Source organism: Acidovorax sp. JMULE5 (genome assembly GCF_013376875.1).
Taxonomy (GTDB): Bacteria; Pseudomonadota; Gammaproteobacteria; order Burkholderiales; family Burkholderiaceae_C; genus Acidovorax; species Acidovorax facilis.
Genome location: NZ_CP035951.1, coordinates 469,588 through 493,215 on the forward strand (window position 1 = coordinate 469,588; position 23,628 = coordinate 493,215).

Below are 23,628 nucleotides of genomic sequence, written 5' to 3' on the forward strand. Positions count from 1 at the left end.
TGTCTGCGCTTGTATATCGCCGTGTCAGTCGCACTGTCTGCGACACAGCGCCTAGCCAGGACCGCTTCGCTGAGTTTTCCAGCCACTCTTTGCGTGCATTTGTTTTTCTAGGTGTTCCCCAGCCGGCCAGCTTCCATGGCCATATTCCAAAGCAACAGGAGACAACGCATGAACAGCCAACTTACTTCTTTCACCCGCCGCCTGGCCCTCTCGGCCGTGGGCGCCGCCGCCTTCGCATTGGCCGCCCCCGCGATGGCGCAGGCCAACAAGACGGTGGTGGGCGTGGCCATTCCGTCGGCCACGCACGGCTTCACGGGCGGCATCGTGTACTGGGCCAACCAGGCCAAGAAGGACCTGGAGAAGGCCCACCCCGGCCTGCAGGTCATCGTCAAGACCGCAGGCGGCGCGCCCGAGCAGGCCAACCAGCTGCAGGACCTGGTGACGGTGAACAAGATCAACGCACTGGTCATCTTCCCATTCGAATCGGCCGCGCTGACCAAGCCGGTGGCGCAGGTCAAGGCCAAGGGCGTGTACGTGACGGTGGTGGACCGGGGCCTGACCGACACCAGCGCGCAGGACGCGTATGTGGCGGGTGACAACACGGCCTTCGGCAAGATTCCGGCCGAGTACATCGCCAAGGCGCTGGGCGGCAAGGGCAACGTGGTGGCCATGCGCGGCATTGCGACCACGCTGGACAACGAGCGCATGGACGCGTTCAACAGCGTGCTGAAGAACCACCCCGGCATCAAGCTGCTGGACGCCAAATACGCCAACTGGAACCGCGACGACGCCTTCAAGGTGATGCAGGACTACTTGACCCGCTTCCCGCAGATCGACGCCGTGTGGGCCGCCGACGACGACATGGCCGTGGGCGTGCTCAAGGCCATCGAGCAGGCCAAGCGCAAGGACATCAAGCTGGTGTTTGGCGGCGCGGGTGCCAAGGGCATGATCAAGACGCTGATGGACGGCAGCAACCCGATGATCCAGGCCAACGTGTCGTACAGCCCCAAGTTCATCTACGACTCGATCAAGCTCACGGCCGAGGCGCGCATCAAGGGCGAGAAACTGCCCGCCAACACCATCATTCCGTCGGTGCTGATCACCAAGGAAACGGCGAAGGACTTCTACTTCCCCGACTCGCCGTTCTGATGGCGTCAATGTGAGTCAAGTTGCTTGATCAGGAGCATCGCTCAGATGAGGACATCAGCCCCCGCACCCTCAGCGGCGCTGGGTGTTACTCCCTCTCCCCTCGCGGGAGAGGGTTGGGGAGAGGGGGGCTGCACCCGCGCCGCGCCCGTTTCACTCCCCCCTCTCCCCGGCCCTCTCCCACCAGGGGAGAGGGAGTGAGGGGCGATCTGAGATGTGTGAAAAATCGAGCCAAATTGGCCTCTATCGCTTATCCAGTAAGCGCTGGCAGCTATTGAAAATATAGCTGCTAGCGGCATCGCACCGTATTCAAACCCTTGGAGCCTCCATGCCAAGACCCGTCACCCTCTTCACCGGCCAGTGGGCCGACCTGCCTTTGGCGCAACTCGCGCCGCTGGCCAAAAGCATGGGCTACGACGGCCTGGAGCTGGCCTGCTGGGGCGACCATTTCAACGTGCAGGAGGCGCTGTCGTCGCCCCAGTACGTCAAAAACAAACATGCACTGCTGGCCCAGCACGGCCTGCAGTGTTTTGCCATCGGCAACCATCTGGTGGGCCAGGCCGTGTGCGATCTGATTGACGAGCGCCACCAGTCCATCCTGCCGCCCCACGTGTGGGGCAACGGCGAGCCCGAAGGCGTGCGTCAGCGCGCTGCTGCCGAGCTGGCAGACACGGCGCGCGCAGCGGCCAGGTTCGGCGTGAAGACGGTCACAGGCTTCACCGGCTCGTCGGTGTGGCATTCGATCTATGCCTTTCCGCCCACCACGCAGGCGTATTGGGACAAGGGCTTTGCTGATTTCGCCAAGCGCTTCGGCCCCATCCTCGATGTGTTCGAGCAGCACGACATCAACTTTGCACTCGAAGTGCACCCCACCGAGATCGCGTTCGACATCGCATCGGCCGAGCGCGCGATTGCAGCCGTGGGCGGCCACCAACGCTTCGGCTTCAACTTCGACCCCAGCCACCTGGCCTACCAGGGCGTGGACTACATCAGGTTCATCCGCCAGTTTGCCGACCGCATCTACAACGCCCACATGAAGGACGTGTGGTGGGGCAAGGGCGACGGCACGGTGGGCGTGTTTGGCGGGCACACCAGCTTTGGCGATGTGCGGCGCCACTGGGACTTTCGCAGCGTGGGGCGCGGGATGATCGATTTCGAATCCATCATCGTCGCGCTCAACGACATCGGCTACCAGGGCCCGCTCTCGGTGGAGTGGGAAGACAGCCGCATGGACCGTGTGCATGGCGCGACCGAGAGCGCTGCGTTCTGCAAGCGGCTCGACTTCAAGCCGGCGGCGGGTGCATTCGACGCCGTGTTTGCGCGCGACAAGCAGGCCTAGCCGCACCCCTGCATAAAACCGATAACGACAACACACCGCGAGCAAAGGCGTTTCGTATGTCCAGTCCCCAAAAGCTCCGCTACGCCATGGTGGGCGGCGGCCACGGCGCCTTCATCGGCGCGGTGCACCGCAAGGCGATGGCGCTCGACGGCCAGTTTGAATTGGTGGCGGGTGCGCTGTCATCCTCACCCGAGCGGGCGCGCGCATCCGGCGCCGAACTGGGCCTGGCGGACGACCGCAACCACGGCAGCTGGCAGGACCTGCTGGCCGACGAACTGCGCCGCCCGGCGCATGAGCGCATCGACCTGGTGAGCATCGTCACGCCCAACCACGTGCACCACCCGGTGGCGCTGGCGTTTGTGCAGGCGGGCTTTCATGTGGTGTGCGACAAGCCGCTGGTGCACACCCGCGCGCAGGCCGATGAACTGGTGGCGGCGGTGAAGAAGGCAGGCACCGTGTTTGGCGTGACCTACAACTACACCGGCTACCCCATGGTGCGCGAGGCGCGGCACCTGGTGCACAGCGGCGCGCTCGGCCAGCTCCGCAAGATCACCGTCGAATACAACCAGGGCTGGCTGGCCACGGCAGTGGAAGAGGGCGGCGCCAACAAGCAGGCCGACTGGCGGCTGGACCCGGCGCGCAGCGGCAGCGCGGGCACGCTGGGCGACATCGGATCACACGCCGAAAACCTGGCCGCCACCGTCACCGGCCAGCGTCCCGCCTGGGTGTGCGCCGACCTCACCACCTTTGGCGCCGGGCGGCGGCTGGACGACGACGCCCAGCTGCTGCTGCGCTACGACAGCGGCGCACGCGGCTTCATTGTGGCATCGCAAGTGGCAGCGGGGCTGGAGAACGACCTGCGCCTGCAGGTGTCCGGCACGTTGGGCACCATCACCTGGCGGCAGGAAGAGCCCAACCAGCTCGTCCACTCCCCCGTGGACGGCCCGCGCCGCATCCTCACGCGCGGCTCGCCGTGGCTGTGCGAAGCGGCGCGGCGCGCCGGGCGCATCCCAGCGGGGCACCCCGAGGCGTTCATCGAAGCCTTTGCCAACATCTACCTGGGTGTGGCGGCCGACATCCGCGCGCGTGCCGCTGGCCGCGCGGCCGATCCTTTGGCGGCCGACTATCCGCGCGTGGAAGATGGTGCCGAGGGGGTGCGCTTTATCGAAAAGGTGGTGGAGTCCGCTGCGAGCGAGCGCAAATGGACCGCATTGGCCTACTCGGCTGGCCCGAATGGTTGAATCAGATTGGCCCGTAGCGCTTGTCAGGAAAGCGCAGACAGCTATCTATTTGTGAGCGTTTGACGGGCCGTCTGCAGCCGTTGGTCAGTTGCCTGCCAGCTGAAACCGCTGGTCAAAGTTCATCTTGCCCAGCACACGCAGTGCCGCCGTGCGGGTGGCGTTGTCTACCTTGCTGATGTCCAGGCTGTAGCGCTTGGCGGTGGACACCACGTCCACGCTTTTGGGGCCCCACTGCACAGCGACCAGCAGGGCGGGGCGCTGGCCCGCTTCGGCACCTACCGACACACCGCGCTGCTCGGGCCGCAGCATGAATTCCAGCCGGGGGGTGCGTACCAGGGTGAGGCGGTGGGCACCCTGTGGGCCCAGCGCGAACGAGACAACCCAGTCGTCTTCGTCTTCCACCGTCAGAAATGGGACATGCTGCGGAGCGGCCATGGTGAGGGTGCTGTGGGTTGACGGGCGGGCGGATGGGCCGCCGTGGTGCGCAGCCCGGGTGCGGGCGGCCGCTAGTATGCCGTTGCAAAAGCTGTGCCGAGGTCGGGAGAACCCGAGGTTGGGCGCATCCAACGCGCTAGTGGCGTTGTCAGGCTGGTGCAAGCTGGTGTGGGGCGGGCTGGCGTTGCGCTCGCTCAGGCTGTCTTGAACGGGCTGCGTTCGTGCAGTTCGCTCAGGTACTCGGCCACCCCGGCGCCTTCGCGCTGCAGGAACCGCTCCACCGCGTCGGCAAAAGCCGGGTGCGCCAGCCAGTGGGCGCTGGTGGCCTGCACAGGCAGCAGGGCGCGGGCCATCTTGTGCTCGCCCTGGGCGCCGCCCTCAAAGCGGATCACGCCGTGCTCGATGCACCATTGCAGGGGCTGGTAGTAGCACGCTTCAAAGTGCAGGCAGTCCACGCGCTCCAGCGCGCCCCAATACCGGCCGTATGCAACTAATTCTTGGCCTTTTTGGCTGCCAGCGCAGGATGGTAAAGCGCTGACAGCTATCAAACTGCTAGCAATTGGCTGGCCGTCGCGCTCGGCCACAAACAGTAGCCAGGCCTCGGGCATGTGGGCCGCCATGCGGGCGAAGAAGTCCCGCGTGAGGTAGGGCGGGTTGCCGTGTTCGAGGTAGGTGCGCTCGTAGCAGCGGTAGAAAAAATCCCAGTCGGCTGCGCTGATGTCCGCGCCGCGCGACCAACGGAAGCTGACCCCGGCATCTGCCACGCGGCGGCGCTCCTGGCGGATCTTCTTGCGTTTGTCCTGGGCGAGGCTGGCGAGGAAGTGATCGAAGTCTCTGAAGGGTTGGCCCGAGCCACCGCCGGGCAAGGTGCTGTCGGGGGAGGGGGCATCAGACGCAGCGGGGAGCGTGGGGGCCACGTTCTTCCAATGAAATTGCACGGTGTGCCGCAGCATCAGGTCTTGCTGCGCACTGGTGAGCACGTCGTCGTCGCTGGCAAAAAGGATGTGCACGGACGACACGTTTTCGTCCTCGCACCACTGGCACACCGCCCGCACCAGCAGGGCGCGCGCAGCATCGTCACGGGCCAAAAGGCGGGTGCCGGGCACGGGGGTGAAGGGCACGGCGATCACGGCCTTGGGGTAGTAGGGCACGCCGTGCTGTTCGTAGGCGCTGGCCCAGGCCCAGTCGAACACGTACTCGCCGTAGGAGTGGTTCTTGAGGTACAGCGGGCAGGCGGCAATCAGGGTGTCGCCCTCCCACAGGGTCATGAAGCGCGGCGCCCAGCCGGTGCGTGGGGTGGCGCTGTCGCTGGTTTCCAGGGCGGCCAGGTACTCGTGGCGCATGAAGGGCGTGGGGTGGCTTTGCTGGGCCAGCAGGGTGTTCCAGGCCGCAGCATCCACGTCCAGCGCAGTGGCAAGTACGCGGGCGATAATGGCAGATTCAGCCATGCACGCCCCGGTTTTGTTTTGCAAGCTGCGGGCCCGTGTGGGCGGTGTTCAACCTGGCCGCAGGGGCCGATTCCAGTTCCATGACGCTCTCCATTTGCACTGCGCAGCTCAACTTTGTTGTGGGCGACATGCCCGGCAACGCCCAAAAGATCATTGCGGCGGCCCGCGAGGCTTATGCCCAGGGGGCGCGATTGCTGCTGACGCCTGAGCTGGCGATTTGCGGCTATGCGGCCGAAGACCTGTTCCTGCGCCCCGCCTTCATTGCGGCCTGTGATGATGCCGTGAAAACCGTGGCCCGCGAGACTGCGGGGTTGAAAGGCCTGGCCATCGTGCTGGGCCACCCGCAGGCCGTGGCGCCCGATGCTCCGGCGTTCAGCGCTTGCTTCAATGCCGCCAGCGTGCTGCGCGATGGGCAGATCGAGCAGACCTATGCCAAGCGCGAGCTGCCCAACTACCAGGTGTTTGACGAGCGCCGCTACTTTGTGGCGGGCGACAAGCCTTGCATTTTTGAAGTGGAAGGCCTGCGCGTGGGCGTGCTGGTGTGCGAAGACGCGTGGTTTGCCACCCCCGCACGCGATGCCGCAGCGGCAGGCGCGCAACTGCTGGCGGTCATCAACGCATCACCGTTCCACCTGGGCAAAGGCGCGGAGCGCGAGCAGACCATGCGCGAGCGTGTGACCGAGACAGGCTTGCCGCTGGTGTACGCGCACCTGGTCGGCGGCCAGGATGAGGTGGTGTTTGAAGGCCGCTCGTTCGCGCTCAACCCCGATGGCTCGGTGGCCTGCCGGGGGCCGGGTTTTGAAGAAAAACTGGTGTTTGCGCAGGTCCATCAAGCACAAGATGCTATCAAAATTGAAGCGGATATAGCGCCAGAGAAAAGCCTGGAAGCCGACCTGTGGGATGCCCTGGTGCTGGGCGTGCGCGACTATGTGGGCAAGAACGGCTTTCCGGGCGCGCTGCTCGGGCTGTCGGGGGGCATCGATTCGGCCCTGGTGCTGGCGATTGCCGTGGATGCGCTGGGGGCCGACAAGGTGCGCACGGTGATGATGCCTTCGCCCTACACGGCCGACATCAGCTGGATCGACGCGCGCGACATGGCCGAGCGCCTGGGCGTGCGCTACGACGAGATCTCCATCAAGCCGCAGTTCGAGGCCTTCAAGGCCGCACTGGTCAGCGATTTTGCAGGGCTGCCCGAAGACACGACCGAAGAAAACCTGCAGGCGCGCATCCGGGGCACGCTGCTCATGGCGCTGTCCAACAAGTTCGGATCCATCGTGCTCACCACGGGCAACAAGAGCGAGATGTCCACGGGATACTGCACGCTGTACGGTGACATGGCAGGGGGCTTCGCCGTGATCAAGGACGTGGCCAAGACCCGTGTGTTCGACCTGGCCCGCTGGCGCAATGCCAACGACCCGTATGGCACGGGCGCCAGTCCGATTCCAGAGCGCATCATCACGCGCCCGCCCAGCGCCGAGCTGCGGCCCGACCAGAAAGACCAGGACAGCCTGCCGCCCTACGAGGTGCTGGACGCCATCGTGGCGCGCTACATGGAGAACGATGAGCCCATCGAGTCCATCATCGCCAGCGGCTTTGAACGTGCCGATGTGGAGCGTGTCACGCGCCTCATCAAGCTCAACGAGTACAAGCGCCGCCAGGCGCCGGTAGGGATTCGCGTCACGCGCCGCAGCTTTGGCAAGGACTGGCGTTACCCTATCACCAGCAAATTCAGGGCGTGACGCTTCGGCGCTGCGCTTTCAGATCCCATTTTTTTACATCCTCCAGGAGACCCGCCATGAAAATGATCACCGCCGTCATCAAGCCCTTCAAGCTCGAAGAAGTCCGCGAAGCCCTGGCCGAATGTGGCGTGACCGGTCTCACCGTGACCGAGGTGAAGGGTTTTGGCCGTCAAAAGGGCCACACCGAGCTGTACCGTGGCGCCGAGTACGTGGTGGACTTCCTGCCCAAGGTGAAGGTCGAGGTTGTTGTGAAAACCGAGGACGTGGACCGCTGTGTGGACGCCATCGTGAATGTGGCGCGCACCGGCAAGATTGGCGATGGCAAGATTTTTGTGACGGCCGTGGAGCGTGTGGTGCGTATCCGTACTGGGGATCTGGACGACGCGGCTGTGTAAGGCTCTCCCCTGAGTCGCTGCGCGCCTTCCCCCTGAGGGGGACGCCACCAGTGGCCTGGCAAAGCCAGTTCCACGGTGGCACTGGCCTTGCGCTGCGCCAGTCTTTGAAGGCCGTTAGATCACCGAGCGCAGCGGGACGGGCGCTTGGTCGGGGCCGGCGTCTTGCACCAGCGTGCGCAGCAGGGCCTCGGCATCGGTAGAGGCGTGCAGCAGGTCCATCTGCCATTCGCCCATGAAGCCGCTGGCCACGCTGGTCTGCAGGAAGCCCAGCAGGCCGTCGTAGTAGCCGGCCACATTGAGCAGGCCGAGGGGCTTGTCGTGGTAGCCCAGCTGGCGCCAGGTCCACACTTCAAACAGTTCTTCAAAGGTGCCGATACCGCCGGGCAGGGCCAAAAAGGCATCGCTGCGCTCGGCCATCATGGCCTTGCGTTCGTGCATGGTCTGCACGATGTGCAACTCGTCGCATTGGCGGTTGGCCAGCTCTTTGTCGACCAGCGCCTGGGGAATCACGCCCACCACGCGCCCGCCCGCAAGCCGCGTGGCTTCGGCCACCGTACCCATGAGGCCGCTGCGGCCTCCACCATACACCAGCTGGCCGCCGTGCTGGCCAATCCATTGGCCCACGGCTTTGGCAGCGTCGGCAAAGGCCGTGTTCTCGCCAGGTCGCGAGCCGCAATACACACACACGGAAAAAGTCGGTTCAGCCATGGAAAATCCTCTGAAAAACCGCTGCACCCCAGATGCCCGCGCACAGCAGCAAGGCCAGCAGTACGGCAGCGCTGCCCATGTCCTTGGCGCGTTTGGAAAGGTCGTGCCACTCGGGGCCGATGCGGTCGATGGCGGTTTCGATGCCGGTGTTGAGCAGCTCCACGATCATCACGATCACCACAGAGCCTGCCAGCAGCGCGGTTTCTACCCAGCTTTGCCCCAGCCAGAGAGACGCGGGCAGCAGCACCATGGCGGCAATGGCTTCCTGGCGGAATGCCTTTTCGTTCCAGCCTGCGCGAAGGCCTTCGATGGAGTAACCCGCAGCGTGCCAGATGCGGTTCAAGCCCGTGCGGGCCTTCTGGGGGTTGGCGGGCGCGGAGGACTCAGGTGGGGACAGGGGCATGGGGATATTGTGTCGCAGCCGCATGACAGCGGGCGTTGCAGCCCGCGCGCGGGTGCTACTTTTTCGGAAGCTCGAAGTGCACCAGGCGCGTGCCTGCCAGGGCGTCGTGCCAGAACTGCCGCTCTGGATGAAAGCGGCTCAGGATGGCCCAGATGGCAACCCAGCCGAACAGCAGCACCAGCACTTCAATGGCCGAGACGCCCAGCAGATAGGCTGCCAAGGGTGGCAGGAACCACACCCAGCTCAGCAGGTAGCGCAGCAGCGCACGCGCCTGGGTGATGGGTTGCCCGGCGGTGTCCACCACACGGATGAGCCAGGTCTTTTGAGCCAGGGTCTGGCCTTTGGCCCAGAACCAGGTGAAGTAAATGCCAAACACCACAAACAGAAAGGCCTGCAGGGCGTGCCGGTTGTCCAGGGCGTGCCGGGTTTGGCTCAGGGTGCCGAACAGGTAGCCTGCAATGAAGACCACCCCGAACATGAGCATGCCCTCATACAGCCAGCAGGCCATGCGGCGCCACAAATTGGGCGTGGGGCCGAGGGCGGCAGAAGAGGTCTTTGCAGAGAGGGATGCCTGCGGTGCTGGGGCGGGAGGGGTGGCGGTCATTCCAGAGGGCGAAAGCAAGGCGGAGAGTGTCGGCCAGCGACGGGACTACTGAGGATACAGGCCGGAGTTGTCGGGAGTGACCATGGGCGCTGTTGTCGTAGGTGTTTCTGCGGAACCTGCGCCCAGAGGGGGGAGTGCTGCTGGTACTGCCACCGGAATCGAGACGGGGGCAGTCTCGACCACGTTGGAGGCCGGATTTTGCGTGGGCACGCCGGTCGCCGGGGGCGCCGTGGGGGTGACCGGTGCCGCCACACGGGGGGCGCTGTGGTCGAGCACGGGCGGAATCTTCGGTGCGTTGGGGCGGCTGGGGTTGGCCTGCGTGGCCGCCGGAACCTGGGCCAGCTTCTTGGGCGACACGGGGTGCAAGGCCGTGGCGGCGCCCTTGGGCTTGGGGGCGGCACGCGCAGCCAGCGCTCGTTTTTCCTCGTCTGACAGCGCCTGGTAGGCCTCCCACTGGGCGCGTTTGTCGTCGCGGGCGAGCCGGTTGGTCACTGCGTAGTTCAGCCGGGCCTGGTTGCGCTGCTGTGCGCTCAGGCTGGCCCAGTCCGTCATGCGGTCATGAAATTTGGCCTGTTCTTCTTCAGGAAGCGCCGAGAAATTGGCGGCCAGCGCAAGCCAGCGGCGCTTTTGCGCTTCGCTGATGAGCGCCCAGCGCTCTGCCAGTGGGTACAGCGCCAGTTTCTGGGGCGTGGTCAGGGTTTCCCAGCCCGGGCCGGTCTCGACCTGTGGCACTGCCATGGCCCCAGGCCGGGTGGACGTGCGGGCATTGTTGGGGCTGGCAACCGCAGCTTCAGCCCCCGCAGGCAGCAGGGTGCCGGGTGCCATGCGCATCTGTACCAGCACCTGGCCACCCACCGCTGCGAGCACGCCCAAGAGCGCCAAAGCCAGCACGAAGGCTGGCAGGGCAGGGGAAGCGTCGGGTGAACTTGGGTGCATGCAGTACGCGGTCGGGGGCGAGGCTCAGTTCGACGGGGCAGAGGTTTTGAGGAATTGTACGAAGCCAGGGTCAGCGTAGGCTGCTGGTGGCAAATCGTCGGTCAAAAGGGCTGCATCGACTTCGGCCAGGTCATTGGCGCTGCTTTCGTCCTGGGCAATGTTGATGACCACCAGCCCCACCACCAGTGCCATCAGCGGAACGGCAGACACCAGTGCATTCCACCAGCCGCCACCCTCGTTGCCGCCACGGCCCAGCGTGGCACTGCCACCCGCATGCACCACAACGGGTGCCGCCAGACGCACCGGCACGGTGTCTTTCTTGCGTTTGGCAAGGGCTTGCATGCGCGAGGCGCGCAGCCGTTCGGAAATGTCGTAAGGCAATTCGTCGGTGCCGCTGGACAAGCGCGCCGTGACGCGCAGTGCAAAGCGCTCTGCCGCAGCTTCTGCCTGTGTCGATGGGGTCTGTACAGTGTTCATGGCTCGATTCCTTTGGCCTTCAGTGCCTTGCTGAGGGTTTGTATGGCACGAAAACAGTGCGTTTTGACGCTGCCTTCGGAGCAGCCCATGGCGGCTGCCGTTTCTGCTACATCCATTTCTTCCCAGTAACGCATCAGGAACGCTTCCCGTTGACGTGGGGGCAGCTCGGCAATCTCGGCTTCGATCCCGTGAAAGATCTGGGCCCGCCGGGTCAGATCCTCGGCGCTCTCCGCTCGTTCCCCATTTTCCGGTCCTGAATACGCTTCAAGCAGATCAAAATCCATGCCATCTTCGCCGGGACCTTCAAAGTCGCTCATGCTCGAAAACAGTGCATTGCGGGTTTTCTGGCGGCGAAACCAGTCCAGCGTGCAGTTGGAAAGTATGCGCTGGTAGAGCATGGGCAGCTCAGCCGCCGGCTTGTCACCATAGTGCTCTGCCAGCTTGAGCATGCTGTCCTGCACGATGTCGAGCGCCGCTTCCTCATTGCGAACGTGGTAGACCGAGCGCTTGAATGCGCGCTTTTCTACACTTTTGAGGAAGTCGGAGAGTTCTCGTTCGGTTGCCAAGACGGGTCAGCCCGGGAGGGGATCGGTGCCGGTGGGTCACAAAAATGTGGCTATCCGGCACGTGGAGCCTTTGATTATCGCATCCGCCGGGGTTTTTTTCGGGGGATGGCAGTTTTACATGTGTTGCAGTGCGATAATCGCCACTGCAATTCAAAGGCAAACGGGTCACGGTCCGGCGCGGCAATCATCCCGCCCATGTCCTTGGCCTCAAGTTCCAAGCTGGCTTCACAAGAGCGCATGTTAGGAGCACCCAAGGTTTTTCGTCAGAGAAATTCACAAAGGTTGATCGATCATGGAAATCTCCAAGGCTGAAATCTCTTCAGCGGCCGCTGCTTCGCAGGGCAACACCTCCCCCGCTTCCGGTGCTCAGGACCTCATGGGTTCCGAGATCCTCATCAAGTCGCTTCAGGCTGAGAACGTCCAGTACATCTGGGGCTATCCCGGCGGTGCAGTTCTCTACATCTACGACGCGCTCTACAAACAAGACACCATCCAGCACGTGCTGGTGCGCCATGAGCAGGCTGCCGTGCATGCTGCTGACGGCTACGCACGTGCCACGGGTGAAGTGGGCGTTGCACTGGTCACATCCGGTCCAGGTCTCACCAACGCAGTGACCGGTATCGCTACGGCGTACATGGACAGCATCCCGATGGTGATCATTTCCGGACAGGTGCCCACGCCCGCCATCGGGCTGGATGCCTTCCAGGAGTGCGACACGGTCGGTATTACCCGCCCCATCGTCAAACACAATTTCCTCGTCAAGGACCCGCGCGATCTGGCCATGACGATGAAGAAGGCCTTCCACATTGCCCGCACCGGCCGTCCTGGCCCCGTGGTTGTGGATGTGCCCAAGGACGTTTCCTTCAAGAAGGTACCGTACAGCGGCTATCCGCAAAGCGTGGAAATGCGCTCGTACAACCCTGTGCGCAAGGGCCATGGTGGTCAGATTCGCAAGGCGCTGCAACTCCTGCTGGCGGCCAAGCGCCCCTACATCTACACCGGCGGTGGCGTGCTGCTGGGCAATGCCACCAATGAGTTGCGCACGCTGGTGGACATGCTGGGCTACCCGGTCACCAACACGCTGATGGGCCTGGGGGCCTACCCCGCGTCGGACCGCAAGTTCCTGGGCATGCTGGGCATGCACGGCACCATCGAGGCCAACAACGCCATGCAGAACTGCGACGTGCTGTTGGCCGTGGGCGCGCGTTTTGACGACCGCGTGATCGGCAACCCCAAGCACTTTGCGCAGAACGACCGCAAGATCATCCACGTCGATATTGACCCGTCGAGCATCTCCAAGCGCGTGAAGGTCGACATCCCGATCGTCGGCGACGTCAAGGACGTGCTCACCGAGCTGATCTCCATGATCCGCGAGAGCAGCACGCGCCCTGACGCAGGTGCTCTGGCGGCTTGGTGGGACACCATTGAAGGCTGGCGCAAGCGCGACTGCCTCAAGTACAGCATGGGCAGCCCAGACGTCATCAAGCCCCAGTACGTGGTCGAGACGCTGTGGAACATGACCAAGGACGCGGACACCTACATCACGTCCGACGTGGGCCAGCACCAGATGTGGGCCGCGCAGTACTACCGCTTTGACGAGCCACGCCGCTGGATCAACTCTGGCGGCCTGGGCACCATGGGCGTGGGCATCCCGTACGCCATGGGCATCAAGCTGGCCAAACCGCAGTCCGAGGTGTTCTGTATCACTGGCGAAGGCTCGGTGCAGATGAACATCCAGGAGCTGTCCACCTGCCTGCAGTACAACACGCCGATCAAGATCTGCTCACTGAACAACCGCTACTTGGGCATGGTGCGGCAGTGGCAGGAGATCGAATACTCCGGCCGCTACAGCCACAGCTACATGGACGCGCTGCCCAACTTCGTGAAGCTGGCAGAGGCGTACGGCCATGTGGGCATGTTGATCGAGAGCCCCAAGGACGTAGAGCCCGCTCTGCGTGAAGCCCGCAAGCTCAAGGACCGCACCGTGTTCATGGACTTCCGCACTGACCCCACCGAGAACGTGTTCCCGATGGTCCAGGCCGGCAAGGGCATTACCGAGATGCTGCTGGGGTCGGAAGACCTTTAAGCCAAATCGGCCTCCAGCGCTTGTACATCAAGCGCTACCGGCTATCGAATGGATAGCATTCACTTTTTTGACGAATCTATTGCCTGCCAAGCCCGTGCATTACCGTGCACGGGGGAGGGCAGCGAAAAGAGGAATCTGCACCTATGAAACACATCATTGCCGTTCTGCTGGAAAACGAACCCGGTGCGCTGTCGCGCGTTGTAGGCCTGTTTTCTGCCCGTGGTTACAACATCGAATCGCTCACCGTGGCGCCCACCGAGGATCCATCGCTCTCACGCATGACCATCCAGACCACGGGCTCCGACGATGTGATCGAACAGATCACCAAGCACCTGAACCGCCTCATTGAAGTCGTGAAGGTGGTGGACCTCACCGAAGGCGCCTACACCGAGCGCGAGCTCATGATGGTGAAGGTGCGCGCGGTGGGCAAGGAGCGCGAGGAGATGAAGCGCATGGCTGACATCTTCCGTGGCCGCATCATCGACGTGACCGAGAAGAGCTACACCATTGAGCTGACCGGTGACCAGTCGAAGAACGACGCTTTTCTGCAGGCCATTGACCGCACGGCCATCTTGGAAACCGTACGTACGGGTGCCAGCGGCATCGGCCGCGGCGAGCGCATCCTGCGCGTGTAACGGATTTGCCTTCGACCGGCTAGCGTCGTTGGGCAGCCTTGCCGTGCTAAAGCACTGTCTGCAGCTCCCCGCCTAGCCATCCGGCCGAATCCAAATCCTATGTAAGACAATCGACTGTTTATTTTTCAACCCCAACAACGTATTTCAACCGGAGCGACCCATGAAAGTTTTCTACGACAAAGACACCGACCTGAGCCTGATCAAAGGCAAGACCGTGGCCATCATCGGCTACGGCTCGCAGGGCCATGCCCACGCACAAAACCTGAACGACAGTGGCGTGAAGGTCGTGGTCGGCCTGCGCAAGGGTGGTGCTTCGTGGGACAAGGTTGGCAAGGCCGGCCTGACGGTTCTGGAAGTCAACGACGCCGTCAAATCTGCTGACGTGGTCATGATTCTGCTGCCCGATGAAGACATCGCAGCCGTTTACAAGAACAACGTCGAGCCCAACATCAAGCAAGGCGCCTCGCTGGCCTTTGCCCACGGCTTCAACGTGCACTACAACCAGGTCGTGCCCCGCGCTGACCTGGACGTTTGGATGGTGGCGCCCAAGGCCCCTGGCCACACCGTGCGCAACACCTACACCCAAGGCGGCGGCGTGCCCCACCTGGTCGCTGTGCACCAGGACAAGTCTGGCAAGGCCCGTGACCTGGCCCTGAGCTACGCTGCTGCCAACGGTGGCGGCAAGGCCGGCATCATCGAGACCAACTTCAAGGAAGAAACCGAGACCGACCTGTTCGGCGAACAAGCCGTGCTGTGCGGCGGTGCCGTCGAGCTGATCAAGATGGGTTACGAAACCCTGGTCGAAGCCGGCTACGCCCCTGAAATGGCCTACTTCGAGTGCCTGCACGAGCTCAAGCTCATCGTGGACCTGATCTACGAAGGCGGCATTGCCAACATGAACTACTCGATCTCGAACAACGCCGAGTACGGAGAGTACGTGACCGGCCCCGAAGTGATCAACGAGCAGTCGCGCGCCGCCATGCGCAATGCCTTGAAGCGCATCCAGAACGGCGACTACGCCAAGATGTTCATCCAGGAAGGCCGCCTGAACTACCCATCGATGACAGCCCGTCGCCGCAACACGGCCGACCACAGCATCGAAAAGGTGGGCGGCCAACTGCGCGCCATGATGCCCTGGATCGCCAAGAACAAGCTGGTCGATCAGACCCGCAACTGAATCTCCATCGCTGGAGCATCACAAGGCCACTTCGGTGGCCTTTTTCGTTGGCGGTCGGTCCTGTGGGCAGGCGCTACACTGCGGCCTTCGCCTTCATGGCGCGCGGCGACCTGCCTGTGCAGCGGGGAATTGCTGGATACTATAAATTTAATAGCTGCTCACGCAATATGGGCAAGCGCTGGAGGTCTATTTAATGCATGACGGCAATGAATCCACTGACAACCCCGGTGTGATGGTGCGCAAACGGCGCAAGGGCATCTACATCCTGCCCAACCTGTTCACGCTGGCGGCATTGTTTGGGGGCTTCTATTCGATCGTGATGGCTATGAATGGCCGGTTCGACATGGCGGCCGTGGGCGTTTTTTGTGCGATGGTGCTCGACAGTCTTGATGGCCGGGTAGCGCGCATGACCAATACCCAGAGTGCGTTTGGCGAGCAGATGGATTCGCTCTCCGACATGGTGTCCTTTGGAGCTGCGCCTGCCCTGATCGCCTATGAGTGGTCCCTCCAGGGGCTGGGCCGCTGGGGCTGGATTGCCGCATTTGTATACTGTGCCTGTGCCGCGCTTCGCTTGGCGCGCTTCAATGTGAATACCGGCGTGGTGGACAAGCGCTATTTTCAGGGGCTGCCTTCGCCAGCCGCTGCAGCTTTGGTGGCGGGGTTCATCTGGCTGATGACCGAGCTGGGCGTGCATCCTGGTGAAGACCACTGGCTGACCTGGAGTCAGACGACCTGGATCATGTTCGCATTCACGCTGTACGCGGGGCTCACCATGGTGACCAATGTGCCGTTCTACAGCTTCAAGGATGTGCAGATGAAAAAGAGCGTGCCTTTTGCTGCGATTGTGCTGATCGCGCTGGGCATTGCCATCATCAACATCCACCCGCCCATCGTGCTGTTTGGCGTGTTCGTGTTCTACGGCCTGAGCGGTTACGGCGTGTACGCCTGGCGCAAGGCCAAAGGACAGCACAGCAGCGTGATCAGCACCTCGACGGACGAACCGGACGAACGTGGACTGCATAAGTGATTGGAATGATGTCTGGCCAGTTGTGCTACATTGCACCGCATGAATACGTTTGCACTGGCCCTACTGCTACCTCCCCACGGGCGGAGACAGTAGGCGCACGCGCACACTTTTTCCACAAAGGCCCGTATGCACCCGCAACGGGCCTTTTGTTTTGGGCGCCAGATTTTTAGTGTTGCGGGCCAATCTCACCCCACCAGTACCAGGAGAAACAACATGGCTGACAAACTCATCATTTTCGACACCACCTTGCGCGATGGCGAGCAGTCCCCCGGCGCCTCGATGACCAAGGATGAGAAGCTGCGCATTGCCCGCCAGCTGGAGCGCCTGAAGGTGGACGTGATCGAAGCCGGTTTTGCGGCCAGCTCGAACGGAGATTTCGAGGCGGTGCAGGCGATAGCCAATGCCATCAGGGAGTCCACCATCTGCTCGCTGTCGCGCGCCAATGACCGCGACATTTCCCGCGCAGCCGAAGCGCTTGCAGGGGCGAACAGCGCGCGCATCCATACGTTCATTGCCACCAGCCCGCTGCACATGGAAAAGAAGCTGCGCATGACGCCAGAGCAGGTGCTGGAGCAGGCCAAGCAGTCGGTGCGTTTTGCGCGCAACCTGGTGGGAGATATTGAGTTCAGCCCCGAAGATGGCTACCGCAGCGACCCAGACTTCCTGTGCCGCGTGCTCGAAGCTGTGATCGCCGAGGGTGCCACGACCATCAATGTGCCCGATACCGTGGGCTATGCCATCCCCGAGCTGTACGGCAACTTCATCAAGACCCTGCGCGAGCGCATTCCCAACAGCGACAAGGCCATCTGGTCCGTGCACTGCCACAACGACCTCGGCATGGCCGTGGCCAATTCGCTGGCCGGTGTGAAGATTGGCGGTGCGCGCCAAGTGGAATGCACGATCAACGGTCTGGGTGAGCGCGCTGGCAACTGTTCGCTCGAAGAGGTGGTGATGGCGGTCAAGACCCGTCGCGACTATTTCAACCTCGATCTCAACATTGATACCCAGCACATCGTTGCGGCCAGCCGGATGGTCAGCCAGACCACGGGGTTCGTGGTGCAGCCGAACAAGGCCGTGGTGGGGGCCAATGCCTTTGCGCACGCCAGTGGCATCCATCAGGATGGCGTGCTCAAGGCGCGCGATACCTACGAAATCATGCGTGCCGAGGATGTGGGCTGGAGCGCCAACAAGATCGTGTTGGGCAAGCTCAGCGGCCGCAACGCCTTCAAGCAGCGCCTGCAGGAACTGGGTGTGAGCCTGGACAGTGAAACCGAAGTCAACACCGCTTTCACGCGTTTCAAGGAACTGGCCGATCGCAAGAGCGAGATTTTTGACGAGGACATCCTGGCACTGGTGAGTGATGAGAGCGTGACCAGCGAAAGGGAGCAATATGGCTTTGTCTCTCTGTTCCAACAGAGCGAAACGGGTGAGCACCCCCGAGCACGCATCGTCTTTACGGTAGACGGCCAGGAGGTGCGGGGCGAGTCCGAAGGAAACGGTCCTGTGGATGCTTCACTCAAGGCCATCGAATCGCATGTGAAGAGTGGTGCGGAGATGGTGCTGTACTCGGTGAATGCCATCAGCGGCTCGACAGAGAGCCAAGGCGAGGTCACCGTGCGGCTGCAGAACAGTGGCCGCGTGGTCAATGGCGTGGGAGCAGACCCCGATATCGTGGTCGCTTCGGCCAAGGCCTATCTGAGTGCGCTGAACAAGTTACAAAGTAAAGCTGACCGGGTGGCTGCACAGGGTTGAATGATCAATTTATAATTTCATTCACTTTCTTGGAAAGTCGCGCAAGGTATTGATCTTGCGCGACTTTTTTTGATTCTGTACACTGCTCAACACCTATTACCGTTTGGAGCACTTTGATGCACCATCGCCACCGCGCCGCAGTGACCCGTTTTTTCCAGCTTTTGGGCTTTGTCGTCGTCAGTACGGCGCTGGTTGTGCCGATTGCGCACTCAGGTGAGCGCTCCAAGGCGCCAGCCAAAAAGCAGCAAGTCAGTTCGGCCAATGCCAAGCGCGCTGCTCCGGCCCGCAAGGTCGCTACCAATACTCGGGCCGTGCGTGTCACGGCCAAGACCGCCAAGGCGCCGACCCGTGTGGCCTTTGTGCCTGCCAAGCAGTCGTTCGGGCAAATGGCGGGGCTGCATGAGGTGAGTGATCCGCTGGACCTGAAGTCCAGCGTCGCACTCGTCATCGACCAGGACACGCATGAAGTTCTGCTTAGCAAGAATGATCAGGCCGTGCTTCCTATTGCGTCCCTGACCAAGCTCATGACGGGCTTGCTGATTTCCCAGGCCAAGCTGCCGATGGATGAGCCCATTACCATCACCCAGGATGACGTTGATACCGAAAAAGGCAGCCGCTCGCGCCTGACGGTGGGCTCAACGTTGACCCGGGGCGAGATGCTGCACCTGGCGCTCATGTCCAGCGAGAACCGCGCAGCGCATGCGCTGGGTCGTACGTACCCTGGTGGCCTCGAAGCGTTTGTCGTGCAGATGAATGTCAAGGCCCGCCTGCTCGGCATGACCGATACCCGTTATGTAGAGCCAACCGGCCTTTCCAGCCGCAACCAGTCCAGCGCACGTGACCTGGCTACCTTGGTGAATGTGGCGCATGGTGATCCCCTGCTGCGAGAACTGTCCACGTCACCGGGATATGAGGTGGCAGTGGGCCCCAAGACGCTGCAGTACAACAACACCAATGGGCTGGTAAAAAACCCCACCTGGGACATTGGCCTCCAGAAAACCGGCTACATCTCGGAAGCAGGGCGCTGCCTGGTGATGCAAACCCAGATCGCCGGGCGCAAGCTCATCATGGTGTTTCTGGATTCGGCGGGCAAATTCAGCCGCTTGGGTGATGCTGAGCGTGTGCGCCATTGGGTGGAGTCGATGCCGTCATTGACGGCGCCTTTGCAGGCCCGTGCAGGGTCCAATGGGTGAGGCAGTTAATCCTGTAGCTTGCACATCCATCCCCCGTGCGCCGAGCATTTGGTGCTGGTAGCGTCGGCGGGATTTCGTGCCGACTGCCTTGTACGCTGATTTGATTGATCCTCCGGCCGACCGGGCATCACTGCCTGCGTCGGTTTTTTTGCATGGATCAGGCCCGGCTGCTGCTGCGGTAGCTGTTGTGTCCCGATGCTCAGCGAAGTCCCGGGCGCAAACCCGCATCACCGGATGCCGACGCTTCCATGCTGGGTGTGTGACCCAGAGCCAGAGAAATTTCGTTGGCCGTGGCTTGGAGCTTGGGAAGCCATCCTTCGTCCAGTCGATCAGCGGGTGCTGATATGGACAGTCCGGCTACTAACTTGCCCTGGTCATCGTAGACGCCAGCGGCCATGCAGCGCACGCCAAGTTCCAGCTCTTCGTTGTCGCGGGCAATACCGTACTGGCGTGCTTTGGCGAGTTCACGCTCCAGGATGGGCAATTGGGTGATGCTGTTGCGGGTGTGTCCGGCCAGACCGGTTCGGGTGGCATAGGCCCGCACGCGCTGGGGGTCGTCCAGGGCCAGAAAGAGCTTGCCTGTGGAGGTAAGGTGCAGAGGGGCCCGTCCGCCAATGGCGCGCACCACCTGCATGCCGGAGCGTTCGCTGTAAGCACGTTCGACATACACAATCTCGTCGCCCTGGCGCATGCTCAGATTGACGGGCTGCTGGATCAGCTTGTGAAGATTGCGCATCGGGGTCAGGGCGGCATCGCGCACGCTCAGGCGCGCTTTTACGAGGTTGCCCAGTTCCAGCAGGCGCATGCCCAGTCGGTAGCTGCCCGATTCTGGCCGATCCACGAAACGGCCAATCGTGAGGTCGTTCAGGATGCGGTGCGTGGTAGACGGGTGCAACCCTGTTTTCTCGCTGATTTCCTTGAGAGATATTGCCTCTTCGCGTGACGCCAGAACATCGATCAGCGTAAACATGCGCTCAAGCACCTGAACGCTGGGTTTGACGGGGATGCTGGGATCGTTTTTTTTCATGGGCGGCGATGCAGTGACGGCCGCAGCATTTTATCTTGTGAAATGCAAACCTGCATTCATCCGCTCTGATTGGCGCCCTGGCTGGCGCGATGCCATTGGCCATCGGTCCGGATTTCGTGGGGGTGAAAGCGCGCCTTGTAGTTCATCTTGGGGCTGGCCTCGATCCAGTAGCCCAGGTACACATGGGGCAACTCCAGGGAGCGTGCCTGGGCAATCTGCCACATCACGTTGTAGGTGCCGTAGCTGCAATGTGGCTCGGGTTCGTAGAAGGTGTAGACCGCCGAAAGCCCGTCGTCGAGCACGTCCAGGATGGACACCATCTTGAGCGCGCCGGGCTCTCCTGTTATGCCATCTGTTTCGCGGAACTCCACCAGACGTGAATTCACCCGGCTTTGCAGCAGAAACTGCGTGTATTGGTCGATGCTGTCATGGTCCATGCCGCCGCCCGCATGGCGGCCGTTCTGGTAGCGCAGATACAGCTGATAGTGCTCGGGTACAAAACACAGGCGCAATACCCGCGCCTGCAGATTGCCGTGCCGCACGGTAGCGCGCCGCTGGCTCCGATCCGGCTGAAACTCGTTCACCAGCACGCGCAAGGGGGTGCAGGCCTGGCAGCCATCGCAATAGGGGCGGTAAGTGAACATGCCACTGCGGCGAAACCCCTTGGCCACGAGATCGGAATACACATCGCTCTGGATCAGGTGACTGGGCGTGGCGACCTGCGACCGTGCCTGCCTGTCCGGCAGATAACTGCAGGGGTAAGGGGCTGTCGCGTAGAACTGCAGGGTCTGCAGTGGTAGGTCATTGAGTTGCGTCATGCCGTGGGCGCCGTGGAGGGCAGCAGCTCGTTCCAGTATACGGGTTCAAACGACCACGAGAGGGCGGGCCGATCCAGTGCGTTTTGGATGTGAGACAGGAACTGGGCTCGCGAGATTTCGTGGGCTCCCAGTGAGGCCAGGTGCCGGGTGTTCTGTTGGCAATCAATCATTGCCACGCCCTGGCGGCGGCACAAGGCCACCAGGGCTGCAAGCGCGATCTTCGATGTATCGGTAGCGTGGGCGAACATCGATTCACCGAACACCGCCTGCCCCAGTGCGACGCAATACAGGCCGCCTGCCAGTTTTCCATCGATCCAGGTTTCAACGCTATGAGCATTGCCCGCTGCATGGAGGCGGGTGTAGGCTTCGACCATCTCGGGCACGATCCAGGTGCCCGCCTGCCCGTCGCGCTCCTTGGTAGCGCAGGCTGTGATCACGTCCAGGAAGTTGTTGTCTATGCGGATTTCGCAGGCTGTATTCGCTCGGAATGCCTGCAGGGTCCTGCGAAGCGAGCGATGGAGTCGGAAGTCCGCCACGGGCAAGACCATGCGTGGATCGGGAGCCCACCACAAGATGGGTTGCCCCGGGCCGTACCAGGGGAAAGTGCCCTGGGCATACGCCGCTCGCAGATGCGCTACATCCAGCGTGCCACCGGCAGCCAGGAGTCCGGGGGCGGGGTCGTCGGGTCCCCATGCTTTCGCAGGGTCGGGTAGCGGATCTTCAAGCTCCAGCCAAGGCAGTTGCGGGGGCATGGGGTTGCAATACAAATAGGACTTGCGCAAATCGGTGTGCAACGGCCGCCTCGCCTTGGGATGGGCCGATTGCCTGGGCCTGTTTTGCGCAAGTCATGACAAAGAACTGTATTGTCAGGCAGGCACAGGGGTGGTGGATTTTCTTGTTCTTGAGGTGTATGAATGAAAAAGCCCACCATGCGTGAACATGGTGGGCTTCTTGGCTGGCTCCTCGACCTGGGCTCGAACCAGGGACCTACGGATTAACAGTCCGGCGCTCTACCGACTGAGCTATCGAGGAATGATCGGTATGTAAAAGGCCCCGCGTACACATGCAGGGCCTGCAAAATTCTTGGCTCCTCGACCTGGGCTCGAACCAGGGACCTACGGATTAACAGTCCGGCGCTCTACCGACTGAGCTATCGAGGAACAAGACTTAGATTATATACATAAAAATTGGGGCTCCGAAGATTTGACGGCGTGTTCTTGCGTGGTGTTGCGGTCGCGTGCCGAGGTGTGCGAATGACGGCCAACTTTCACTACTCCGGTGAGGGGAAGGGTGGGCTTCAGGGCTCGGGGCGGTGCCACAGCCAGGCTGCCACGCAAACCATGGAGGTAATGGCGATACCCACCACCCACGGGCGGGTGCCAGTGGCGAACAGCACGATGCCGCTCAGCGCCATGAGCAGTGTGGCGCTCCACTTGGCCCGTCGGCTGACCTTGCCGCCCTGGGCCCAGTTGCGAAGCAGGGGGCCGAACAAGCGGTGGTTCCATAGCCAGCGGTAAAGCCGTGGCGAGCTGCGCGCTGCGGCCCAGGCCGCCATGAGGATGAACACCGTGGTCGGCAGTCCGGGAACGATCACACCGATGATGCCCATGACGAGGCACAGCACGGCAAATACGAGCAGCAGCCAGCGCACGGGCCAGGGCAGGGTGCGCAGTGGCGGCGCGGCGTCTTCGTGGGACTCGGTGGAGGGCTGGGGCATGTCCGTTATTGTGAATGCCCCGGCGGCGGCGCCGGGGCGTGCGCACGCGCTATGCTGCCGCAGCAGCGCATGTGCCGCTTTCTTCTCTTGACCTGAATGCACCTTCGATGACCATCCACACCATCCTGAAGATGGGCGATCCGCGCCTGCTGCGTGTTGCCCAGCCTGTCACTGAATTCGATACCGATGCGATTCACCTTCTGGTGCGCGACATGTTCGAGACCATGCAGTCTGTCAATGGCGCGGGGCTTGCTGCGCCGCAGATCGGCGTGGATCTGCAGCTCGTGATTTTTGGGTCTGGCGAGCGCAATCCACGCTACCCGGACCGGCCCGTGGTTCCTCCCACCGTCTTGCTCAACCCGGTCATCACGCCCCTTGGTGATGAGGAGGATGTGGACTGGGAAGGTTGCCTCTCGGTGCCAGGGTTGCGCGGCAAGGTGCCCCGCTGGTCGCGCATTCGCTATACCGGGTTTGATCCGTATGGCGACCCCATCGACCGCACGGTGGAAGGGTTTCATGCCCGGGTGGTGCAGCACGAATGCGACCACCTCATCGGCAAGCTCTATCCCATGCGGGTGCGCGATTTCACGCAGTTCGGCTTTACCGAAGTGCTGTTCCCGGAGATCAGCGCCAACGAGGACGACTGATGCCTCCGCCTGACAGGCACACATCTGTCACCGGTATACCTGCACCGGGATAGATCTTGCTGTGGGTGAGGGCTTCGTACGCGTGGTTGCTGAAGCTGATCAGGGTGCCATA

Annotated in this window: 24 protein-coding genes and 2 tRNA genes; 12 read left to right on the forward strand and 14 right to left on the reverse strand. The window is 62.4% G+C overall.

Annotation, left to right across the window (positions count from 1 at the left end):
• The first annotated feature begins 168 nt into the window (after window positions 1-168).
• From EXV95_RS02255 to EXV95_RS02265, 3 genes are all read left to right on the forward strand, one after another.
• The gene (locus tag EXV95_RS02255) at window positions 169-1,149 is read left to right on the forward strand and encodes a substrate-binding domain-containing protein (protein WP_176885664.1); all 981 of its coding nucleotides are present in this window, start codon (window positions 169-171) and stop codon (window positions 1,147-1,149) included.
• 325 nt (window positions 1,150-1,474) lie between these two features.
• The gene (locus tag EXV95_RS02260; RefSeq protein ID WP_176885665.1) at window positions 1,475-2,485 is read left to right on the forward strand and encodes a sugar phosphate isomerase/epimerase; all 1,011 of its coding nucleotides are present in this window, start codon (window positions 1,475-1,477) and stop codon (window positions 2,483-2,485) included.
• Window positions 2,486-2,541: 56 nt separating this feature from the next.
• The gene (locus EXV95_RS02265; protein ID WP_176885666.1) at window positions 2,542-3,726 is read left to right on the forward strand and encodes a Gfo/Idh/MocA family protein; all 1,185 of its coding nucleotides are present in this window, start codon (window positions 2,542-2,544) and stop codon (window positions 3,724-3,726) included.
• 84 nt (window positions 3,727-3,810) lie between these two features.
• Here the strand turns inward: EXV95_RS02265 and EXV95_RS02270 are convergent, their stop codons facing one another.
• Both EXV95_RS02270 and EXV95_RS02275 read right to left on the reverse strand, forming a co-directional pair.
• Window positions 3,811-4,161 carry a hypothetical protein gene (locus EXV95_RS02270; protein ID WP_010461104.1) on the reverse strand — a complete coding sequence of 117 codons (351 nt, stop codon included), beginning with the start codon at window positions 4,159-4,161 and terminating at the stop codon, window positions 3,811-3,813.
• Between the two features lie 194 nt (window positions 4,162-4,355).
• Window positions 4,356-5,609, reverse strand: coding sequence for a GNAT family N-acetyltransferase (locus tag EXV95_RS02275; RefSeq protein ID WP_176885667.1), 1,254 nt, complete (start codon window positions 5,607-5,609; stop codon window positions 4,356-4,358).
• 80 nt (window positions 5,610-5,689) lie between these two features.
• Here EXV95_RS02275 and EXV95_RS02280 point away from each other — a divergent pair, with 80 nt between their 5' ends.
• Both EXV95_RS02280 and EXV95_RS02285 read left to right on the forward strand, forming a co-directional pair.
• Entirely contained in the window at window positions 5,690-7,348 is a 1,659-nt protein-coding gene (locus EXV95_RS02280) for an NAD+ synthase (RefSeq protein ID WP_176885668.1), read from the forward strand.
• A gap of 56 nt (window positions 7,349-7,404) precedes the next feature.
• A complete protein-coding gene (locus EXV95_RS02285) occupies window positions 7,405-7,743 on the forward strand; it encodes a P-II family nitrogen regulator (RefSeq protein ID WP_007857855.1) in 339 nt (112 codons plus the stop codon).
• Between the two features lie 114 nt (window positions 7,744-7,857).
• Here EXV95_RS02285 and EXV95_RS02290 read toward each other — a convergent pair whose 3' ends face one another.
• The 6 genes from EXV95_RS02290 to EXV95_RS02315 are packed head-to-tail and all read right to left on the reverse strand — an operon-like array spanning window position 7,858 to window position 11,437.
• Window positions 7,858-8,451: a TIGR00730 family Rossman fold protein gene (locus tag EXV95_RS02290; protein ID WP_176885669.1), complete on the reverse strand. Its 594-nt coding sequence runs from the start codon at window positions 8,449-8,451 to the stop codon at window positions 7,858-7,860.
• On the reverse strand, window positions 8,444-8,854 hold the full coding sequence (locus tag EXV95_RS02295; protein ID WP_055393766.1) for a diacylglycerol kinase: 411 nt from the start codon (window positions 8,852-8,854) through the stop codon (window positions 8,444-8,446). Before EXV95_RS02295 ends, EXV95_RS02290 begins: the two co-directional genes overlap by 8 nt.
• 55 nt (window positions 8,855-8,909) lie before the next feature.
• Window positions 8,910-9,458 (reverse strand): RDD family protein, encoded by a 549-nt coding sequence (locus EXV95_RS02300; protein WP_055393768.1) that lies wholly within the window; start codon window positions 9,456-9,458, stop codon window positions 8,910-8,912.
• Window positions 9,459-9,503: 45 nt separating this feature from the next.
• On the reverse strand, window positions 9,504-10,394 hold the full coding sequence (locus EXV95_RS02305; RefSeq protein WP_176885670.1) for a DUF3106 domain-containing protein: 891 nt from the start codon (window positions 10,392-10,394) through the stop codon (window positions 9,504-9,506).
• 24 nt (window positions 10,395-10,418) lie between these two features.
• Window positions 10,419-10,871: a DUF3619 family protein gene (locus EXV95_RS02310; RefSeq protein ID WP_121506719.1), complete on the reverse strand. Its 453-nt coding sequence runs from the start codon at window positions 10,869-10,871 to the stop codon at window positions 10,419-10,421.
• A complete protein-coding gene (locus EXV95_RS02315; protein WP_121419806.1) occupies window positions 10,868-11,437 on the reverse strand; it encodes an RNA polymerase sigma factor in 570 nt (189 codons plus the stop codon). Before EXV95_RS02315 ends, EXV95_RS02310 begins: the two co-directional genes overlap by 4 nt.
• A gap of 292 nt (window positions 11,438-11,729) precedes the next feature.
• On the opposite strand from EXV95_RS02315, the gene EXV95_RS02320 reads away from it, so the two are divergent.
• From EXV95_RS02320 to pbpG, 6 genes are all read left to right on the forward strand, one after another.
• Window positions 11,730-13,523: an acetolactate synthase 3 catalytic subunit gene (locus tag EXV95_RS02320; RefSeq protein ID WP_176885671.1), complete on the forward strand. Its 1,794-nt coding sequence runs from the start codon at window positions 11,730-11,732 to the stop codon at window positions 13,521-13,523.
• A 143-nt stretch (window positions 13,524-13,666) separates the two neighbouring features.
• Window positions 13,667-14,158, forward strand: coding sequence for an acetolactate synthase small subunit (gene ilvN / locus EXV95_RS02325; protein WP_007857867.1), 492 nt, complete (start codon window positions 13,667-13,669; stop codon window positions 14,156-14,158).
• 160 nt (window positions 14,159-14,318) lie between these two features.
• The gene (gene ilvC, locus EXV95_RS02330; protein ID WP_055393779.1) at window positions 14,319-15,335 is read left to right on the forward strand and encodes a ketol-acid reductoisomerase; all 1,017 of its coding nucleotides are present in this window, start codon (window positions 14,319-14,321) and stop codon (window positions 15,333-15,335) included.
• 193 nt (window positions 15,336-15,528) lie between these two features.
• The gene (gene pssA, locus EXV95_RS02335) at window positions 15,529-16,362 is read left to right on the forward strand and encodes a CDP-diacylglycerol--serine O-phosphatidyltransferase (RefSeq protein WP_055393781.1); all 834 of its coding nucleotides are present in this window, start codon (window positions 15,529-15,531) and stop codon (window positions 16,360-16,362) included.
• 213 nt (window positions 16,363-16,575) lie between these two features.
• Window positions 16,576-18,114, forward strand: coding sequence for a 2-isopropylmalate synthase (locus EXV95_RS02340; protein WP_121419808.1), 1,539 nt, complete (start codon window positions 16,576-16,578; stop codon window positions 18,112-18,114).
• A 116-nt stretch (window positions 18,115-18,230) separates the two neighbouring features.
• Entirely contained in the window at window positions 18,231-19,307 is a 1,077-nt protein-coding gene (gene pbpG, locus EXV95_RS02345; protein WP_121506717.1) for a D-alanyl-D-alanine endopeptidase, read from the forward strand.
• Window positions 19,308-19,506: 199 nt separating this feature from the next.
• On the opposite strand, the gene EXV95_RS02350 is transcribed toward pbpG, so the two are convergent.
• From EXV95_RS02350 to EXV95_RS02375, 6 genes are all read right to left on the reverse strand, one after another.
• Window positions 19,507-20,334 carry an IclR family transcriptional regulator gene (locus tag EXV95_RS02350; protein ID WP_055393786.1) on the reverse strand — a complete coding sequence of 276 codons (828 nt, stop codon included), beginning with the start codon at window positions 20,332-20,334 and terminating at the stop codon, window positions 19,507-19,509.
• A gap of 56 nt (window positions 20,335-20,390) precedes the next feature.
• Window positions 20,391-21,152 carry an arginyltransferase gene (locus tag EXV95_RS02355; protein WP_055393789.1) on the reverse strand — a complete coding sequence of 254 codons (762 nt, stop codon included), beginning with the start codon at window positions 21,150-21,152 and terminating at the stop codon, window positions 20,391-20,393.
• Window positions 21,149-21,904 carry a leucyl/phenylalanyl-tRNA--protein transferase gene (aat, locus tag EXV95_RS02360; RefSeq protein WP_176885672.1) on the reverse strand — a complete coding sequence of 252 codons (756 nt, stop codon included), beginning with the start codon at window positions 21,902-21,904 and terminating at the stop codon, window positions 21,149-21,151. Before aat ends, EXV95_RS02355 begins: the two co-directional genes overlap by 4 nt.
• A gap of 204 nt (window positions 21,905-22,108) precedes the next feature.
• Window positions 22,109-22,184 (reverse strand) — tRNA-Asn (locus EXV95_RS02365).
• Between the two features lie 52 nt (window positions 22,185-22,236).
• Window positions 22,237-22,312, reverse strand: a tRNA-Asn gene (locus EXV95_RS02370).
• Window positions 22,313-22,449: 137 nt separating this feature from the next.
• Window positions 22,450-22,869 carry a YbaN family protein gene (locus EXV95_RS02375; protein WP_176885673.1) on the reverse strand — a complete coding sequence of 140 codons (420 nt, stop codon included), beginning with the start codon at window positions 22,867-22,869 and terminating at the stop codon, window positions 22,450-22,452.
• A 107-nt stretch (window positions 22,870-22,976) separates the two neighbouring features.
• Between EXV95_RS02375 and def the strand changes: the two genes are divergently transcribed.
• A complete protein-coding gene (gene def / locus EXV95_RS02380; protein WP_176885674.1) occupies window positions 22,977-23,516 on the forward strand; it encodes a peptide deformylase in 540 nt (179 codons plus the stop codon).
• The last annotated feature ends 112 nt before the right edge of the window (window positions 23,517-23,628 follow it).

Coding starts and splice junctions, on each gene's coding strand:
- EXV95_RS02255 (WP_176885664.1), top strand. CDS start 169: ATGAACAGCCAACTTACTTCTTTCACCCGCCGCCTGGCCCTCTCGGCC.
- EXV95_RS02260 (WP_176885665.1), top strand. CDS start 1,475: ATGCCAAGACCCGTCACCCTCTTCACCGGCCAGTGGGCCGACCTGCCT.
- EXV95_RS02265 (WP_176885666.1), top strand. CDS start 2,542: ATGTCCAGTCCCCAAAAGCTCCGCTACGCCATGGTGGGCGGCGGCCAC.
- EXV95_RS02270 (WP_010461104.1), bottom strand. CDS start 4,161: ATGGCCGCTCCGCAGCATGTCCCATTTCTGACGGTGGAAGACGAAGAC.
- EXV95_RS02275 (WP_176885667.1), bottom strand. CDS start 5,609: ATGGCTGAATCTGCCATTATCGCCCGCGTACTTGCCACTGCGCTGGAC.
- EXV95_RS02280 (WP_176885668.1), top strand. CDS start 5,690: ATGACGCTCTCCATTTGCACTGCGCAGCTCAACTTTGTTGTGGGCGAC.
- EXV95_RS02285 (WP_007857855.1), top strand. CDS start 7,405: ATGAAAATGATCACCGCCGTCATCAAGCCCTTCAAGCTCGAAGAAGTC.
- EXV95_RS02290 (WP_176885669.1), bottom strand. CDS start 8,451: ATGGCTGAACCGACTTTTTCCGTGTGTGTGTATTGCGGCTCGCGACCT.
- EXV95_RS02295 (WP_055393766.1), bottom strand. CDS start 8,854: ATGCCCCTGTCCCCACCTGAGTCCTCCGCGCCCGCCAACCCCCAGAAG.
- EXV95_RS02300 (WP_055393768.1), bottom strand. CDS start 9,458: ATGACCGCCACCCCTCCCGCCCCAGCACCGCAGGCATCCCTCTCTGCA.
- EXV95_RS02305 (WP_176885670.1), bottom strand. CDS start 10,394: ATGCACCCAAGTTCACCCGACGCTTCCCCTGCCCTGCCAGCCTTCGTG.
- EXV95_RS02310 (WP_121506719.1), bottom strand. CDS start 10,871: ATGAACACTGTACAGACCCCATCGACACAGGCAGAAGCTGCGGCAGAG.
- EXV95_RS02320 (WP_176885671.1), top strand. CDS start 11,730: ATGGAAATCTCCAAGGCTGAAATCTCTTCAGCGGCCGCTGCTTCGCAG.
- ilvN (WP_007857867.1), top strand. CDS start 13,667: ATGAAACACATCATTGCCGTTCTGCTGGAAAACGAACCCGGTGCGCTG.
- ilvC (WP_055393779.1), top strand. CDS start 14,319: ATGAAAGTTTTCTACGACAAAGACACCGACCTGAGCCTGATCAAAGGC.
- pssA (WP_055393781.1), top strand. CDS start 15,529: ATGCATGACGGCAATGAATCCACTGACAACCCCGGTGTGATGGTGCGC.
- EXV95_RS02340 (WP_121419808.1), top strand. CDS start 16,576: ATGGCTGACAAACTCATCATTTTCGACACCACCTTGCGCGATGGCGAG.
- pbpG (WP_121506717.1), top strand. CDS start 18,231: ATGCACCATCGCCACCGCGCCGCAGTGACCCGTTTTTTCCAGCTTTTG.
- EXV95_RS02350 (WP_055393786.1), bottom strand. CDS start 20,334: ATGAAAAAAAACGATCCCAGCATCCCCGTCAAACCCAGCGTTCAGGTG.
- EXV95_RS02355 (WP_055393789.1), bottom strand. CDS start 21,152: ATGACGCAACTCAATGACCTACCACTGCAGACCCTGCAGTTCTACGCG.
- aat (WP_176885672.1), bottom strand. CDS start 21,904: ATGCCCCCGCAACTGCCTTGGCTGGAGCTTGAAGATCCGCTACCCGAC.
- EXV95_RS02375 (WP_176885673.1), bottom strand. CDS start 22,869: ATGCCCCAGCCCTCCACCGAGTCCCACGAAGACGCCGCGCCGCCACTG.
- def (WP_176885674.1), top strand. CDS start 22,977: ATGACCATCCACACCATCCTGAAGATGGGCGATCCGCGCCTGCTGCGT.